Annotated in this window: 18 protein-coding genes; 7 read left to right on the top strand and 11 right to left on the bottom strand. The window is 62.9% G+C overall.

Annotated elements, in window-relative coordinates; all coding sequences use genetic code 11:
• Positions 1–5: 5 nt before the first annotated feature.
• The 3 genes from HWX91_RS31750 (at position 6) to HWX91_RS31760 (ending at position 2,987) form a co-directional block, all read left to right on the top strand.
• Positions 6–677 (top strand): heavy metal response regulator transcription factor, encoded by a 672-nt coding sequence (locus HWX91_RS31750; protein ID WP_028197054.1) that lies wholly within the window; start codon positions 6–8, stop codon positions 675–677.
• Positions 674–2,077 carry a heavy metal sensor histidine kinase gene (locus tag HWX91_RS31755; RefSeq protein ID WP_028197055.1) on the top strand — a complete coding sequence of 468 codons (1,404 nt, stop codon included), beginning with the start codon at positions 674–676 and terminating at the stop codon, positions 2,075–2,077. The genes HWX91_RS31750 and HWX91_RS31755 overlap by 4 nt, the downstream gene beginning before the upstream one ends.
• Before the next feature lie 409 nt (positions 2,078–2,486).
• Entirely contained in the window at positions 2,487–2,987 is a 501-nt protein-coding gene (locus tag HWX91_RS31760; RefSeq protein WP_235429547.1) for a DoxX family protein, read from the top strand.
• Positions 2,988–3,674: 687 nt separating this feature from the next.
• On the opposite strand, the gene HWX91_RS31765 is transcribed toward HWX91_RS31760, so the two are convergent.
• From HWX91_RS31765 to merR, 7 genes are all read right to left on the bottom strand, one after another.
• Complete coding sequence (locus HWX91_RS31765; RefSeq protein WP_028197057.1) at positions 3,675–4,142, bottom strand: DoxX family protein; 468 nt, start codon at positions 4,140–4,142, stop codon at positions 3,675–3,677.
• Entirely contained in the window at positions 4,139–4,942 is an 804-nt protein-coding gene (locus HWX91_RS31770) for an HvfC/BufC N-terminal domain-containing protein (RefSeq protein ID WP_028197058.1), read from the bottom strand. The genes HWX91_RS31765 and HWX91_RS31770 overlap by 4 nt, the downstream gene beginning before the upstream one ends.
• Entirely contained in the window at positions 4,926–5,816 is an 891-nt protein-coding gene (gene bufB, locus HWX91_RS31775; protein WP_042275255.1) for an MNIO family bufferin maturase, read from the bottom strand. Before bufB ends, HWX91_RS31770 begins: the two co-directional genes overlap by 17 nt.
• A gap of 18 nt (positions 5,817–5,834) precedes the next feature.
• Positions 5,835–6,146 (bottom strand): BufA1 family periplasmic bufferin-type metallophore, encoded by a 312-nt coding sequence (locus HWX91_RS31780; RefSeq protein WP_028197060.1) that lies wholly within the window; start codon positions 6,144–6,146, stop codon positions 5,835–5,837.
• A gap of 140 nt (positions 6,147–6,286) precedes the next feature.
• Positions 6,287–6,946: an NrsF family protein gene (locus HWX91_RS31785; protein WP_028197061.1), complete on the bottom strand. Its 660-nt coding sequence runs from the start codon at positions 6,944–6,946 to the stop codon at positions 6,287–6,289.
• 1 nt (position 6,947) lies between these two features.
• On the bottom strand, positions 6,948–7,508 hold the full coding sequence (locus tag HWX91_RS31790) for a sigma-70 family RNA polymerase sigma factor (protein WP_028197062.1): 561 nt from the start codon (positions 7,506–7,508) through the stop codon (positions 6,948–6,950).
• Between the two features lie 187 nt (positions 7,509–7,695).
• Positions 7,696–8,124, bottom strand: a complete 429-nt coding sequence (gene merR / locus HWX91_RS31795) for an Hg(II)-responsive transcriptional regulator (protein WP_028197063.1) — start codon at positions 8,122–8,124, stop codon at positions 7,696–7,698.
• Between the two features lie 71 nt (positions 8,125–8,195).
• Here merR and merT point away from each other — a divergent pair, with 71 nt between their 5' ends.
• The 4 genes from merT to merB all read left to right on the top strand — a co-directional run bounded on the left by merT (position 8,196) and on the right by merB (position 11,320).
• Complete coding sequence (gene merT, locus HWX91_RS31800; protein ID WP_028197064.1) at positions 8,196–8,546, top strand: mercuric ion transporter MerT; 351 nt, start codon at positions 8,196–8,198, stop codon at positions 8,544–8,546.
• A 12-nt stretch (positions 8,547–8,558) separates the two neighbouring features.
• Entirely contained in the window at positions 8,559–8,834 is a 276-nt protein-coding gene (gene merP, locus HWX91_RS31805) for a mercury resistance system periplasmic binding protein MerP (RefSeq protein ID WP_028197065.1), read from the top strand.
• A gap of 130 nt (positions 8,835–8,964) precedes the next feature.
• On the top strand, positions 8,965–10,650 hold the full coding sequence (gene merA / locus HWX91_RS31810; protein ID WP_028197066.1) for a mercury(II) reductase: 1,686 nt from the start codon (positions 8,965–8,967) through the stop codon (positions 10,648–10,650).
• Positions 10,651–10,660: 10 nt separating this feature from the next.
• Complete coding sequence (gene merB, locus HWX91_RS31815; protein ID WP_244144169.1) at positions 10,661–11,320, top strand: organomercurial lyase MerB; 660 nt, start codon at positions 10,661–10,663, stop codon at positions 11,318–11,320.
• A gap of 437 nt (positions 11,321–11,757) precedes the next feature.
• Here the strand turns inward: merB and HWX91_RS31820 are convergent, their stop codons facing one another.
• From HWX91_RS31820 to HWX91_RS31835, 4 genes are all read right to left on the bottom strand, one after another.
• Positions 11,758–12,987 (bottom strand): MFS transporter, encoded by a 1,230-nt coding sequence (locus tag HWX91_RS31820; protein WP_042275150.1) that lies wholly within the window; start codon positions 12,985–12,987, stop codon positions 11,758–11,760.
• Positions 12,988–13,023: 36 nt separating this feature from the next.
• Positions 13,024–13,719, bottom strand: a complete 696-nt coding sequence (locus HWX91_RS31825) for a cytochrome c biogenesis CcdA family protein (protein WP_028197068.1) — start codon at positions 13,717–13,719, stop codon at positions 13,024–13,026.
• An 80-nt stretch (positions 13,720–13,799) separates the two neighbouring features.
• On the bottom strand, positions 13,800–14,072 hold the full coding sequence (locus HWX91_RS31830; RefSeq protein WP_042275152.1) for a thioredoxin family protein: 273 nt from the start codon (positions 14,070–14,072) through the stop codon (positions 13,800–13,802).
• 15 nt (positions 14,073–14,087) lie between these two features.
• A complete protein-coding gene (locus HWX91_RS31835) occupies positions 14,088–14,510 on the bottom strand; it encodes a heavy metal-responsive transcriptional regulator (RefSeq protein WP_028197070.1) in 423 nt (140 codons plus the stop codon).
• Positions 14,511–14,589: the final 79 nt, after the last annotated feature.

The following is a 14,589-nucleotide window of genomic DNA, read 5'->3' on the forward strand; positions in this document are numbered from 1 at the left end:
TTGCCATGCGCATACTGATAGTTGAAGACGAGCCGAAAATGGCCTCCTACCTCCGCAAGGGGCTCACGGAAGCCAGCTACACGGTCGATACCGCCGATAATGGCAAAGACGGCCTCTTTCTCGCAATGCAGCAAGAGTTCGATCTGATCGTACTCGACGTGATGCTCCCTGAAATGGACGGTTTCGAGGTCCTGAGGAGGCTCAGGGCACAGAAACACACGCCTGTTCTGCTACTGACGGCGAGGGACGCGATCGAAGACAAGGTAGCGGGGCTCGAGCTTGGCGCCGACGATTACCTGTCCAAGCCGTTCGCCTATGCGGAGTTTCTCGCGCGCATTCGCTCACTGCTGCGGCGGGCGCCGCGCGGTGTTCGTGACATGCTGGTGATCGCTGACCTCGAAGTGGATCTCGTCAAGCGCAGGGTCCGGCGAGGGGACACTCGCATCGACCTCACAGCGCAGGAATTTTCGCTGCTCCAGTTGCTCGCCGAACGACCGGGTGAGGTCCTCACGCGCACGTTCATTACGTCGCAAATCTGGGACATGAACTTCGATAGCGACACCAACGTGGTCGACGTCGCGATCAAACGACTGCGGGCAAAGCTTGACGCGCCCTTCGACAGAAAGCTGCTGCATACGATTCGGGGCATGGGCTATGTACTGGAGGCGCGGTCTTGACTACGAAGCCCGGTGGTCCGTACTCGCTGCTCGCGCGGCTGACTCTGGCGTTTTCGGTTGTCGCAACAGTCGTCTTCGCGATGATGGGCGCCTTTCTGTATGACTCCCTTTCGGCCGAGCTCAAGCGCCGCGACGATATCGAGATTGCCGGCAAGCTAAGTCAGTTCCTGGAACTGGCGCGTGAGGCGGGGTCCACTGAAGCGATACGTGAAAGGCAGCCGGTCTTTCACGAAGTTCTGCTCTCTCACCCAGGTGTCTACCTCGCGATTCTTGACCAGCAGAACACGGTCCTGATGGGGCATCCGGACAAGCAGGCAATCGACGCGGCGTCAATCCTTGCGCATCGTCGGGCTGACGACATTCCCTATCTCTGTCTACCAGGCGGCATCGGCGCATCACGGTGCGTGGTCGGACAGGAAACACTACCCTCCGGCGAAGCGGTTCGTGTCGTTGTTGTGCGCACCGCGGCCGACCGGCACTCCTTGCTGGATAGCTACAAGGTGCATATCTGGTTTGCGGTAGGACTTGGTGCCACTCTGGTTGGGACGCTGGGCTACGCCATTGCGCTGCGAGGCCTGCGGCCGGTGAAGAGCATCGGGCGGCAAACCTCGCGCATCGAGGGGCACAACCTGAGCGAGAGGCTCGACCTCGAGGGCGGCCCAGTCGAACTCCAGGAAATTGCGATCGCGGTCAATCGCATGCTCGACCGCCTCGAGCGGACTTTCGTGCGTCTCTCGCAATTCTCGTCCGACCTCGCCCATGACATGCGCACACCGCTCGCCAACGTCATCAGTTCGTCGCAAGTCACGCTGTCACGAAGCAGGACGACCGAAGAATACGAAGCCCTCATCGATTCCAACATCGAAGAATGCGAGCGGCTGCAGCGGATGATTGAAAACATGCTATTCCTCGCGCGCACGGACAATGCGAAGCAGGTCCTGCAGGTTGCCGAGCTCGATGCGGGAAAAGAACTGCGCCGGCTGGCGTCCTATTTCCAGGGGGTGGCTGAGGAAACGGGCGCCAGTATCACCGTAGACGGAGATACGCCGCTACATGTGGACGCCACGTTGTTTCGACGCGCTGTTAGCAATCTGGTCTCCAATGCGCTCGACCACGCGTACGCGGCTTCGTCGATCGAATTACGGGCGTTTGAGCTTCCTGGATATGGCGCGGTATCGGTTACGAATCATGGCAAGCCTATCGCGCCGCAGCACATCGAAAAGATTTTTGACCGCTTCTACCGGGCGGACCCGTCACGGCATGGGTCCGCCCGGAACGCGGGACTGGGGCTCGCTATCGTGAAGTCGATCATGGAGTTGCACAGGGGAAAAGTGGATGTCGCAAGCCACGGCGAGCGGACGACGTTCACTCTGTATTTCCCCCATGTCGCGGTCGTTTGATCGGTCTGGAAACCTTGCCACAGGCCGCGGGACCGTTCGCATTCACATACGAAACATCGATGTGTCACTTTCGAGCTAGCGTCAGCGGCGCGGCTGCCCTGCTGCGGTGGTCATCTGCCGTCGGCTTTGGCGCCGGGGCACCACCGGTCGCGGTCGGTGACAGGTTTTGAAGTGGGCGATCGGGGTCTCGCCAAAGTGTCGAGCACACGGTGCAGGTCAGGGAGCCCATGGGTGATGCGGCACGACGAATGACCAGAAGTGTTCACGATGACCGGACATCGTCTTCGCCGGCCCGACGCGACACACACTGGGCGCAACGAAAACAGCGGCATTCTGCCCGGTGGACAGTTGCCGTCAGGCAGTTCGGTATCGTCCCCGCTGATGGTAACCACGGACTATGAAGAAAATAATGCGATTTCTGACCAAATCTGGATGGATCGTTGTGGTCAGAACGGATGGGCCACGATGGGTATTACCAATGCGGCTGGCGGTCGGCGTCCTGCTTCTTTTCCCTGTCGGTAGCGGCGTCCAACAACTATTCACGTTCTATGACGTTGATAAATCCGGATTGTCTTTCGGTGTGACTGCCGTCGGCATACTCCTTCGCGCCATCGAGATCTTGGCAGGGATGGCTTTCGTTGCGGGATTGGCAATAAGGCTGACTGGGTATCCGGCTGTGATAATTTTCGTTGTGCGCGCGCTGGCCAATTCTGCGAACTCATTTGCCTGGCTGCGAGATATCGTGAACGACCTGATAGTGCCCCACGGCGATTGGGGCTTCGGCGCAATGTATCTCGCCGCAGCGCTGTTCACGAGCGAGTTGCTGGTTGTCGGCAGCGGCCGATGGTCGGTTGATTACTGGCTTTCAAAGAAACTCGCGGCTATCGGGAAGCCCAATTCCAGGCCGTGAGAAAACAAAAAGAGTTTCGTTCAACAGGCTCCGCAGTCGGAACCCCTAAACTTTTTTTCTCCTTTCTAGTTAGCATTCCTGTACATACACTATCCTGCCGACGCGATTCCCTTACATGACAGAACCTATCCCGACCCTGCGACCTGTCAGCCACTCCAGACGCCGGTCTCATACGGCCGCAGGCTACCCGCCCTGCCTTGCGAAACCAGTTAACTCCAGCCGTCGAGATCTTGCGGTGTCAGAACGGGTCAGAGGAGGAAGCATGGCGTGCCCGGTACGTATCCCGCCCCGCTCAACCTGAGTGAGTTCTTAGTTGACTCGCCCTTCGGTCGTCAACCTGTCACTCCACCACCGATTGCGTGCGGTAAGTCAGTACCGCTGTCGCTACCGTGACGCCTGACAATTCCCGTAACGTTCGACGCACGCCGGGCGGACGTCTTCGCCTGCCCGGCCCGAAACCGCGCGACATAGCTGGAGGCGGCATGCCGACCGGTGGCCGGTTGCACGCGAGCAGTTCCGCATATTCGCGCCGCTGCGATGCATCGTGTGAGCCCGTCGCCGCTTTGCCCATTGCCAGCGGATAGCCGGGCGGAGCGGCCCACAACTGCACGCCAGCAGGCGGGTTGTGACGCTGCTAATCCCCTAGACATTTTCGGACGCGTAGGTTTAGCCAGCCATGGGTGGACATCAGTCACCGCCGAGCGTGCGATGCCGAATCCACCCGTCCAGCGAGAGCCGGCCGGCCCCGCGCGCCAGCAGCACCAGTAGCATCGCCGCCCACTGAATGTGGGTGGGCCATGCCTGCGGGTAGACGAATATCTCGATGACTGTCGTCATGCCGAGCAGCACCGCGGCCGTCGGCCGAGTGAGCAGACCGAGCGCCAGCAGCACGGGTGACGTGAGTTCGATCGACACGGCGATATAGGCTGCCACTTCCGGCGGCAGGAGCGGCAGGCGGTACTCGTCGGTGAACAACGCAACGGCCGTATCCCAGCTGGCGAGCTTGGTCATGCCCGAATTCCAGAACACCGTCGCCACCGCCAGCCGCAACGGGATGGCGAGGAACCAGTAAGGAATGCGCTCGAGCCAGTGCAGGATACGCCCGTACAAATTGAAGGCCGGCCCGCGCGCCGTCGACGCAATCGGGTGGTTCATGGCAACTCCGTTAGTGGTTGAACTGGCCCAGTATGCGAAGCCAGGCTAAACCCGGCAAAGCACCCTTGTCTCAGGAGACCGGCCAGCGCAGTCGTGGCATCGATGCCGGGATGATCGTCGAGGGCAGACCCCAGCGGGCATCCCGAACATAGCGCACGGGCAAAGCGCCAGACCGTCTCGTCGACGCGGTCAACCTCGACGCCCGGGATCCCGCGCTGAACCATCAGGCACGCAGGACCGCACGACAGGTCAATCGCTGCCAGCGCTGCGTCATCGTCCATGAGTACGGCATGCCAGATCAGGTCGGCGGGGTATCCGGTGCGAACCATGCTGACGGACGGGTGACGCACAAAGCGGATTCGCGCGTAGTCAGCGGCGTCGACCGAACGTAGCGACGCAATTGTCAGCACCGGCGTATCGGCCGCGTGAAGGGCGCGGCTGACGGCCCATTCGAGTCGTGCCACGTCGGGCAGGTACGGCACCGAAGCGGCCGGAGCAAACCGTTCGAGAAAGCCGGCAAAATCACCACCGAACTCATCGAGATAACTGCTGCGGGGTGGCTGCTGCGCGATGAACCCGCGCGCGGCCACGTCGAAGAATTCAACGCCCACCAGCCGGTCGACGGCCGGGTAGGACAGACGAAGCGCACGAATCAGGGTTTGCGCGAAGGTGTTCCGGTAGACCGACAGACGTTCTCGCGGGGCAATCCCGTCGGCAACGATGTGCGCCATGGCATCGACATCGTCGCGATCGACGATACTGCGCCGCACAGCATCCTGCAGTTCACGCAAGGACAGCATGATCGTTCCCTTGCGTTAAGTGTGCGAGGCAATGCGCGGCGTGCGCAGCCTCCTCGAGCAGCACGTCCAGCGCAGGAATCTGGGTGTCCCACTCGATTAACGTCGGAACCGCGCCGAAGCGGGTCAGCGCTTCGTCATACAGCGTCCAGACGGCCGGGGCGACACGCGAGCCGTGGTCGTCGATGCGCAGCATGGCGCCGGAATCGAGCGTGACGACCGAGTGGCCAGCCAGATGAATCTCCCCGATCGCGGCCGGCGGCAGTGCCCGCAAATAGGTCGACGCATCCCAGCCATGATTCTGCGCACTGACGTAGATGTTGTTGACGTCGCACAGAATCCCGCACCCGGTCCGCGCGCTGACGCCCGATAAAAATTCCCATTCCGGAATCGTCGAATGACTGAATTGCAGGTAGGTCGAAGGGTTCTCGACCAGAATGCGTCGACCCAACCGGTCCTGCGTCTGTTCAACGTGCCGGCAGACGACGTCGAGCGCCTCTTCCGTCATCGGCAATGGCAGAAGCTCGGCGAGATACGTGTGCCCGACCGCGCTCCAGGACAGGTGCTCCGAGATCAGGCCAGGTTCGATGCGCTCGCTTGCACGGCAGAGGCGCTCGAGATGCGCCGGGTCGAGCCCGTCCGCACTGCCCAGCGACAGGCCGATACCGTGAAACGAGACCGGATAGTCGCGGCGCAGCGTTTCCAGATAGCGTAACGGTGTGCCACCTCCCATGTAGTTCTCGGCGTGCACTTCCAGCCACCCGACTGGCGGACGCGTATCGACGAAGACCTGATGATGCGGGAAGCGCAGCCCGACCCCCGCTGCGGGCGGGATCGGGCCGGGCGTCACGCGCAAACTGGAATGAGACAGGCTCATGGCCGCGCTCGTCATCGATCAGCTGGGTTTCAACGCCCCGCCTGCAATCTTGCCGCACACCCCTGCCGGCAGCAGCACGAACGATTTCGTTTCGCGTGCCTGGGTGGCCTGTCCGGCGCAGGAATGGGCGCCTTCGGCGCAGTCGTTCTTCGCGACCGCATTGATCCCGTAGCATTTCTCGAGGTGATTCTTCTGCATTCTCGCCATGTTTTCCTTCACGATCGGTGGCGCATTCGACATGTCCTGCGCGCCGGCCGACCCGCCCTGCATGGCGAGTGCCAGTCCCATCGCGGCGGACAACGTGGTGGCGGCGAAAAGTCGATGGTCCATACCCAACCTCCCCAGATGAACGGCCCCGACATGAGACCGGTATCCAATACTTCGCCGGAGGCGGAAAAAGGTTACAGGGGGACAGGTCGATCAGGGACGGCACATTCGGCTGCCCCTTCTTCACCATCAGGCGAACCGGATCAGTGAAGACTGCGCAGCGTCCACGCCGGCACCAGATAGCGCCGGCACAGTGTGAGGACAGCGGTGAACAGCAGCACGCTGCCAAATTGCCAGACGATTACCATCAACGCCGCATCTTCCCTATGGAAAAGCCGCAGCCCCACATTGGCGAGCGCAGCGGCCGCGAGGCTCCCCCACAGCACGGCATAGCGAGCACGCAGACGCGCGCCGCGCCGGATCGCGAACACGATCGCCAGGGCCGGCACCGCGCCGGTCATCGCGATGGCCGGCAGACACATGAGGTCCGAGTGAAACTCCATCCCGCTTACCCCCAGGCGCACCCACTCGTCCCAGCACTGACGACCCAGAGTCGCTATCCAGAGGGCCAGCGGGGCCACGGGCGCCCACAGCTTCCAGCGCGGTTCGCCTGGAACGCACGTGACGAGCGCGGCCCAGCCAGCCACTAACGCCGTGGCCAGCGATGCCAGTTCCTGAGTCAGGAAAACCGGATCGGCAAGCTTTGCCCCGATATCGGGGCGGAGTCGCATCGCGACCACAATCAGGGCCGTGACCGGCACCGACACGGCCAGCCAGCCGATCAGACGCCAGGCAGGGGGGCGCAGGGGGCGGACCGGCTTCAGATCCCCAACGAGCGCGTCGATGAGTTCGTCTGTATTCATGTCAGGTCCTCCCGAGCAGTCGTGCGCGTAGTGCTTTCAACGCCCGATGGGTCGCCACCTTGAGGGCTGCAATGCTCATTCCGGTCGCCGCCGACGCCTCCCTGAGCGACAGTTCCCGCTGCTTGAGTAGTTCGATTGCCTGTCGCTGGCCCGGTGGCAGTGCGGCGATAGCCTTTCTCAGCGTTTCCCCGTCCACCGGAGTCTCATATTCATCATTCGCCGGTTCGAGCGGAAAGGTTACGTCGAGCGTGTCAACCGCAAGCTCTCTGCGGTTCGTCCGTGCGCGACGCCTCACGCCGTCCACGAGGCGCCGCCGCAGGATCGCCATCAGCCACGGCATGACCGGACGAGCCGGATCATAGGTATGGCGGATCACATGAAGCGTGAGCAGCGTGTCCTGCACCACGTCCTCGATATCGGCGGTGCTACCTGTTGGCCACCCCTGCCGGGCCACGCGGCGCAATAAAGGGGTTATCTCGAGGAGCAGTCGCGTGTAACTCGCCTGATCGCCAAGCTGGGCCGCAGCCATCAACGACACCAGATGTGAATCGTCTAGATGCATCGCACAGATCGTCCTCAGACATCACGATGTCAGGCGCGCCCGGGCGCCTGAATGAGCGGGCACGCGCGGGCTTCAGCTGATCGCGACGGCGCGGTCACTTCGGCAAGTGTATAACCTGGCACTTTCGCGTTCTCATGCGGCGGCCACAAGAAGATGATTTTTTCCTGATGCCAGGGCGAAGCAATCCCTAACCGGCATGGCGCGGTTCTTCGCCTCGTTGCAATGAGGCAATCAGTGGGCATGACACACTGCCCCTGCGCGAATGGCACGCGCACACGAGTTCGGCCAGCACGGCCTCCATGCGCTGAAGGTCCGCGAGCTTGTCCCGGATATCCCCGAGCTTGTGCTCAGCCAGACTGCTCGCCGCATCGCAATGCGTCCCATCTTCCAGCCTCAGCAGGTCGGCGATTTCGTCGAGGCTGAAGCCGAGCCGCTGGGCGGATTTGACGAACCGCACCCGCGTGACATCCGCCTCACCGTAGCGACGAATGCTGCCCGACGGCTTATCCGGCTCGAGCAGCAACCCCTTGCGCTGATAGAACCGGATGGTTTCCACGTTGACGCCAGCCGCCCTGGCGAAAGCGCCGATGGTCAACCCCTCACGATCGTTCTCCATACCGCTTGACTCCGTACACAGGTACGGAAGTAAGGTTACGCTACTCATCCAGAATTCGAAAGGTCAAGTGCATGGCTGAACAGGGAAACGGACGCGGGGCGCTCTTCACCAGCGGGCTGGCCGCGGTCCTCGCCTCGACCTGCTGCCTCGGGCCGCTGGTGCTGGTCGTATTGGGTTTTAGCGGGGCCTGGATCAGCAATCTGACCGTGCTCGAACCATACCGGCCGATTTTCATCGGCGCGGCACTGGTGACACTGTTCCTTGCCGGGCGGCGCATTTTCCGGCCAGCGCAGACGTGCAAACCCGGTCAGGTCTGTGCAATCCCACGGGTGCGCGCCGCGTACAAGTTTATGTTCTGGATCGTGGTCGCGCTGGTACTGGTCGCGCTCGGCTATCCCTATGTGCTGCCGTTGTTCTACTGACCGGAGGTTGTCATGAAAAAGCTGCTTGTTGCGTTCGCGGTTGCCCTCGTCGCTGTTCCGGTCTGGGCCGCGACGCAGACCGTCACGCTGGCCGTGCCGGGCATGACCTGCGCGGCCTGTCCGATCACCGTGAAGAAGGCCCTCAGCAAGGTCCAGGGTGTGATTCGCACCGATGTCAATTTTGACAGGCGCGAAGCAGTGGTCACGTTCGATGAGGCGAAGACGAGCATTGCGGCGCTGACTCGGGCGACCGCGAACGCGGGCTATCCGTCCTCGGTGAAGCAATAGGCCTCGCGGTCGGGATCAGCACGATGAGCGTGCTGACACGCATCGCCGATTCGGCGCGGATGGTTGCGGTCTGCCCGAAAGGCGCGGATAAGGTGGGGCGCCGCTGACCGTAAAAGAGAGGAGTCTTTGGATGGCCGAATTGCGAATTGACGGGATGACCTGCGCCTCGTGTGCCGCCCCTATCCGGTCCGCACTGGAGAACGTACCCGGTGTGATCTCGGCGGCAGTGTCGTATCCGCAAGGCACCGCGAGCGTCAGGACCCAGCCCGGTACGTCCGTGGATGCGCTCACCTCCGCAGTGGCCCGGCTTGGTTATCGCGCTGCGCTGGCCGAGGGGCCGTCGACGAACGCGCCGGCCGGACAGTACGACAATGCGCTGGGGTGGATCGAGGGCCATGAAAAGGCGCGCAGCGTGGCCGGCAGGCTCCGCATTGCCGTGATCGGCAGCGGGGGCGCCGCGATGGCGGCTGCGCTGAAGGCGGCAGAAAACGGCGCTCACGTGACGCTGATCGAGCGCGGCACCCTCGGCGGCACGTGTGTCAACGTCGGCTGTGTGCCGTCGAAGATCATGATCCGCGCGGCCCATATCGCGCGTCTGCGGCAGGCGAGCCCGTTCGACGGGGGCGTCAGTGCCGTGGCACCGGCGATCGACCGGCCGCGCCTGCTCGCCCAGCAGCAGGCGCGCGTGGACGAACTGCGCCACGCCAAATACGAAGGCATTCTGGACGCCAACCCGAACATCAGTGTGCTGCATGGGGAAGCGCGCTTCACGGGTACCCATGCACTCGCCGTCGCGCTCACGGCCGGTGGCGAACGCCAGGTACCGTTCGACCGCTGCCTGATTGCCACTGGCGCCAGCGCAGCGGCCCCGCCGATTCCAGGCCTGCAGGACACGCAGTACTGGACCTCCACCGAGGCGCTCGCAAGCGACGCGATCCCGAAGCGCCTGGCCGTGATCGGCTCGTCGGTGGTGGCCGTCGAGCTGGCTCAGGCCTTCGCCCGTCTGGGCAGCCGCGTCACCATCCTCGCGCGCAACGCCCTGCTTTTCCGTGAAGACCCGGCCATCGGCGAAGCCGTCACAGCCGCCTTTCGGGCGCAAGGCATCGTCGTGCTGGAGCAGACGCAGGCGAGCCGCGTATCGCACGTCGATGGCGAATTCGTCCTCGCCTCGAACCACGGCGAGCTGCGGGCGGACCGGTTGCTGATTGCCACGGGACGGTCGCCTAACACCCGCGGCCTGAACCTGGCGAGTGCGGGCGTGCAGCTCGACGAGCGCGGCGGCATCGTGATCGACAGCAGCACGCGCACTAGCGCGCCCGACATCCATGCGGCCGGCGACTGCACCAGCCTGCCGCAGTTTGTCTACGTCGCGGCGGCGGCCGGCACGCGCGCGGCAATCAACATGACAGGCGGTGACGCGCGGCTCGATCTCTCCACGATGCCCGCCGTGGTGTTCACCGACCCACAGGTGGCAACGGTCGGCTACAGCGAGGCAGACGCACATCACGCGGGCATTGAGACCGACAGCCGCACGTTGACCCTCGACAACGTGCCGCGCGCCCTAGTGAACTTCAACACACGCGGATTCGTCAAGCTCGTGGCCGAAGCAGGCAGCGGTCGCCTGATCGGCGCGCAGGCGGTGGCCCCTGAGGCGGGTGAAATCATCCAGACGGCGGCAATCGCGATCCATGCACGGATGACCGTACAGGAGCTCGCCGACCAGCTGTTCCCCTACCTGACGATGGTGGAGGCTCTGAAGCTTGCCGCACAGACCTTCTCGAAGGACGTGAAGCAGCTCTCGTGCTGCGCCGGATAACCAGGACGCAATGATGGACTTTGCACGCTACACGGCGGAACTCGTCGATCGTCTTACGATGGCCTTCCGGTCCGAAGGGCTCGAGGAGCTTTTTGTCGTGTTGTTACGCGAGCTCGCCAGGGGAAGGCCGGTTTCGCGTGGCACGCTCGCGCTGGCCCTCGACTGGCCCGTTGAACGCGTGGCAGCTGTACTCCAACAGGCCGTCAGTACCGAGTGGGATGACGACGGCAACGTCGTCGGCTACGGCCTGACGCTGCGCGAGACCGCGCACGCCTTCGAAATCGACGGCCGGCGCCTGTACACGTGGTGCGCATTTGACACCCTGTTCTTCCCCGCCCTGATCGATCGGACGGCCCATGTGGTCTCGCGCTGTGCCGCGACCGGCGTGCCGGTGGCGCTGACGGTCACGCCGACCGCGATACAGGATGTCGAACCGGCCGGCGCGGTCGTGTCGCTGTTACTCCCACGGGACACCGCCGATATCCGCGCGGCCTTCTGCTGCGATGTGCATTTCTTTGCCTCCGCCGCTGCGGCGCACGACTGGACCTCGAAACATGCTGGCGTGGACATCGTGAACGTCCACGACGCCTTCGGCGTGGGCCGCGAGCTTGCGCAACGGCTATTGCAGGCTGCCCGGCTGCGAAACACGAAGGACGCGGACCACGCGTAATTCCGCCATTTCCGGATCACCTCGCTGCTCCCGCTGGCGCGCCAGGACGAACCTGACGGGGGGCGCCATGTTTCTTCTCGACGACGCCTGGATTCGTCCCAGGCAACGCGACAGCACCCAGTACGCTCGACCGGGCGACGCGTCATTCGTCTCGCGGCGCGAGATGACTTCAAGCGTGCGAAGCAGGTACTAGGCAACTTCGAGGTCAGGAGTGCTCAAATGCCATCCGCACCTCGTCCTGTAGCGTGTATCGGACGGCGCTTGCGTCTTTGCGGGAGAGAGTCCTTGGTTTCCGTGAGAATGGGCGAGAGCATTGTCGGCGCATCATGTCAGTGCCCTCAAGGTTCGAAGGTGATGGTCCCCCTCTGCACAATAGTCGGCCGATGGATGGCGCGCACTACGCACGCGAGCAATCGACGTGCATTCCACGGGGAACATTACTGACTCCCTGATGACAACCCTGTCGCTCCGGAAGGGATTTCGGAGCGAAAGAACCGGAGGGAGCACACGGCAGCCGTTAACTCAACTGCGGCAAATACTCCCAATGCGGCCCCGAAACCGAAGCGAAGCACCTCCCCGAAGATGAGACTACCCAGACCGAAGCCAACGAACAGGGTGAAGACATTCAAACCCATGGCTTGTCCTGGTCGCTTGGCCCCGAGTGAAGTGACAATGCCCGCGAAGAGTGGCTGGGTCATGTCGTAGCCCAGGGACAGCACCATCGCCACGACCGGTGCAAGGATCAGCGGGAAATCCAAAAGCAGAACCGCAGCGCCAAGCGTGCTGAGTCCAAGCCCGATCGGCAACAGTCTGGCACGTCCCCACTTGTCCGCTGCGCGGCCGATCAGCGGCCCGAACAGGAAGCCCGGCACGCCGTAGCCGAGTAACGCCAGGCCGATCCCGACCGGCCCAAGGCCATAGTGTCGTTCGAGATACACGCCGAGCCAGGTGAAAACGCCGGAGTGGAACATCGAGTTCACAAAGACATAGCCATAAGTGCGCTGCCCCCGCGGCGTGCCAAGCAGGTTCATGTAGCCCCGAAAGAGATCGCCGAGCGTACCGCCGACCGGCTGCATCGCAGTGGCAATGATCCGGCGATAGGGCAGAAACAGCAGCAGGACAATTCCTCCCGCCGTGCCGACAGCCAGGAAAAGCCCTCGCCAGCCGATAAATGGCACCAGCATCGCGCCCAACGGCGAGCCGAAGGCCATCCCTCCCGCCATCGCGCCAAACAGCCACCCAAGCGGGCGGCCTCGCTGTTCGTACGGAAACAGCCTGGCGACGAGCACAAGGGCGAGCGGCACGACTCCGCTGGCGCCCAGGCCCGTCACGATACGCCACAGCGCGATCTGCCCGATGGAGGTCGCTGTCGCCGTCAACGCCGTAAGCGCCCCGAACGCCCCGAGGGAGGCGAACATGACGCGCTGAACACCGAGCCGATCGGCCAGAAGGCCGTAGATCAGCGTCGCGATCCCATACGGAATCAGGTAGGCCGGCACAACGAGGCCGACGGTTTGTACCGAAGTTCCGAACGTCTTCGAAAGTGCCGGTATGATCGGCGCGACCATGTACGCCTGGAAAAAAATGAAAAAAGTGGCGGCCGAGAGCATCCGAAGCAAACGCTCCCGTTCGTGATGGTCAGGGGTGGGTGGTACGACGTTATGCATGATATGGTTTTCGCAAAATCAGGTGATGGGTCTGGCCTAAACCGCCAGCGCCGGAATGACGATGAAATACGCGTTCAGCATGTACAGGCCGGCCAGCACCAGCGTGGCAGCACCGGCCACTTCGAACGCCTTCTGGTAACGCTGAAGCATGGCCAGGCTCTCCAGCCAGCCCACCGCCGCGGCGCCCAGGATGACGGGAACAGCCCGGCCCATCGCAAACGCAAACAGGAGGGTTGCGCCGAACAGCGGCGAGCCGATCCCGGCTGCGATGCCGAGCAGCACCACGAGAGCGGGCGTGCAGAACGGGCAGACCGCAACGGCAAAAGAGGCGCCGAGTACCACGGCCCCCCATCCGCTGCTGGCGCGTTTTCCGCGAAGGGAAATCGACGGCAGCGGCAGCCTGATCCAGCCGGGCCACATCAGGCCCAGCAGGATCAGTACGGGCCCGAGGACCACGCCCCACTCCCGGCCGACCAGCTTCGCTACCCAATGGCCGCCGAAGCCGGCGATTAGCCCCAACAGCGTCTGGACGATGACCATGCCCAGAATGAACAGGCCGCCATACAAGATTGCTGTTTTCGGTTCGCGCGCCTTTGTGACGTATGCGAGCGAAACCGGAATGGAGGCCAGCGCGACTGGGTTGAAGGTGAAAACAAACCCCAGCAGAAAGCCGATTCCGAGCGATGCCAGGCTCGCCTGCTCGAGCGTCGCACGCAGTGACTCAATATCCATTTAGTGCGTCCAGGGCATGTTCCATTGTTATCCTGCTCCGATGGTGGATGGGTCGCCCGGTATCGTTGCGGGGCGGTGAGTCACGTGCGTTGACGGTCAAGTCGCCGCGTCAATGCCTCGCGAAGCTGTGCGGCGCTGGGCAGTTTCGCGAAAACCAGTTCGCCATCGATCGCCATCGACGGCGGCGTCAGCACGCCCAGTTTCACGGCGTAATCCAGTTCGTCCAGCAGGTTCACGTCGCGCCAGGTCACCTGATGCTCGCCGAACGCTTCGGCGATTGTTTTCAGGCTATCCCGCGCACGATCGCAGTGGCTGCAGCCGGGCGTCGAGAAAACTTCGACCTTGATACTCATGGCAGTCGTCCGGAGTTAGTGGGAGTCGCGATGCTGGTTTGCCATGCTGGACTCCAGCGCCGCCAGAATGGGGCAGTCATCCAACGGTTGGTCTTCGGCCGTGCAGATCCCGATCAGTTCGCTCAACGCCTGCGACATCGCCTGCATCGCCCTGATCTTCTGTTCGAGCTGCAATTTCTTTCGAATCGCGAGGCTGCGCACGTCGCTGCAGCAAGAGCTGTCATCGGCCTTCAGCTCGAGCAGTTGCCGTATTTCCGATAGCGTCATGCCGCAGTGCTGGGCGTGTTTGATGAAGTCCAGGCGGCGCACCGCGTCCTCGTCATACAGCCGATAGCCGGCTTCAGTCTTGTTCGCGGGCATCAGCAACCTTTCATCCTCGTAGAAGCGGATGGTATCGGCGCTGACCTCGGCAAGCTTCGCGAGCTTGCCGATGGTCATCCCGGCGCGTTCCTGCGCCGCCTCAATCAACGGAACGGTCCGACGCCGAGACCCTGCCGCACGGTTGTCCGTTGCGGAG

Source organism: Paraburkholderia fungorum (assembly GCF_902833645.1).
GTDB lineage: Bacteria > Pseudomonadota > Gammaproteobacteria > Burkholderiales > Burkholderiaceae > Paraburkholderia > Paraburkholderia fungorum.

Excerpts from the sequence above, each read along its gene's own strand:
- HWX91_RS31790 (WP_028197062.1), bottom strand. The coding sequence starts at position 7,508 with ATGCATCTAGACGATTCACATCTGGTGTCGTTGATGGCTGCGGCCCAG.
- HWX91_RS31765 (WP_028197057.1), bottom strand. The coding sequence starts at position 4,142 with ATGAACCACCCGATTGCGTCGACGGCGCGCGGGCCGGCCTTCAATTTG.
- merB (WP_244144169.1), top strand. The coding sequence starts at position 10,661 with ATGATGGACTTTGCACGCTACACGGCGGAACTCGTCGATCGTCTTACG.
- merR (WP_028197063.1), bottom strand. The coding sequence starts at position 8,124 with ATGGAGAACGATCGTGAGGGGTTGACCATCGGCGCTTTCGCCAGGGCG.
- HWX91_RS31830 (WP_042275152.1), bottom strand. The coding sequence starts at position 14,072 with ATGAGTATCAAGGTCGAAGTTTTCTCGACGCCCGGCTGCAGCCACTGC.
- merP (WP_028197065.1), top strand. The coding sequence starts at position 8,559 with ATGAAAAAGCTGCTTGTTGCGTTCGCGGTTGCCCTCGTCGCTGTTCCG.
- merT (WP_028197064.1), top strand. The coding sequence starts at position 8,196 with ATGGCTGAACAGGGAAACGGACGCGGGGCGCTCTTCACCAGCGGGCTG.
- bufB (WP_042275255.1), bottom strand. The coding sequence starts at position 5,816 with ATGAGCCTGTCTCATTCCAGTTTGCGCGTGACGCCCGGCCCGATCCCG.
- HWX91_RS31820 (WP_042275150.1), bottom strand. The coding sequence starts at position 12,987 with ATGCATAACGTCGTACCACCCACCCCTGACCATCACGAACGGGAGCGT.
- HWX91_RS31750 (WP_028197054.1), top strand. The coding sequence starts at position 6 with ATGCGCATACTGATAGTTGAAGACGAGCCGAAAATGGCCTCCTACCTC.
- HWX91_RS31770 (WP_028197058.1), bottom strand. The coding sequence starts at position 4,942 with ATGCTGTCCTTGCGTGAACTGCAGGATGCTGTGCGGCGCAGTATCGTC.
- HWX91_RS31780 (WP_028197060.1), bottom strand. The coding sequence starts at position 6,146 with ATGGACCATCGACTTTTCGCCGCCACCACGTTGTCCGCCGCGATGGGA.
- HWX91_RS31785 (WP_028197061.1), bottom strand. The coding sequence starts at position 6,946 with ATGAATACAGACGAACTCATCGACGCGCTCGTTGGGGATCTGAAGCCG.
- HWX91_RS31825 (WP_028197068.1), bottom strand. The coding sequence starts at position 13,719 with ATGGATATTGAGTCACTGCGTGCGACGCTCGAGCAGGCGAGCCTGGCA.
- HWX91_RS31835 (WP_028197070.1), bottom strand. The coding sequence starts at position 14,510 with ATGACCATCGGCAAGCTCGCGAAGCTTGCCGAGGTCAGCGCCGATACC.
- merA (WP_028197066.1), top strand. The coding sequence starts at position 8,965 with ATGGCCGAATTGCGAATTGACGGGATGACCTGCGCCTCGTGTGCCGCC.
- HWX91_RS31760 (WP_235429547.1), top strand. The coding sequence starts at position 2,487 with ATGCGATTTCTGACCAAATCTGGATGGATCGTTGTGGTCAGAACGGAT.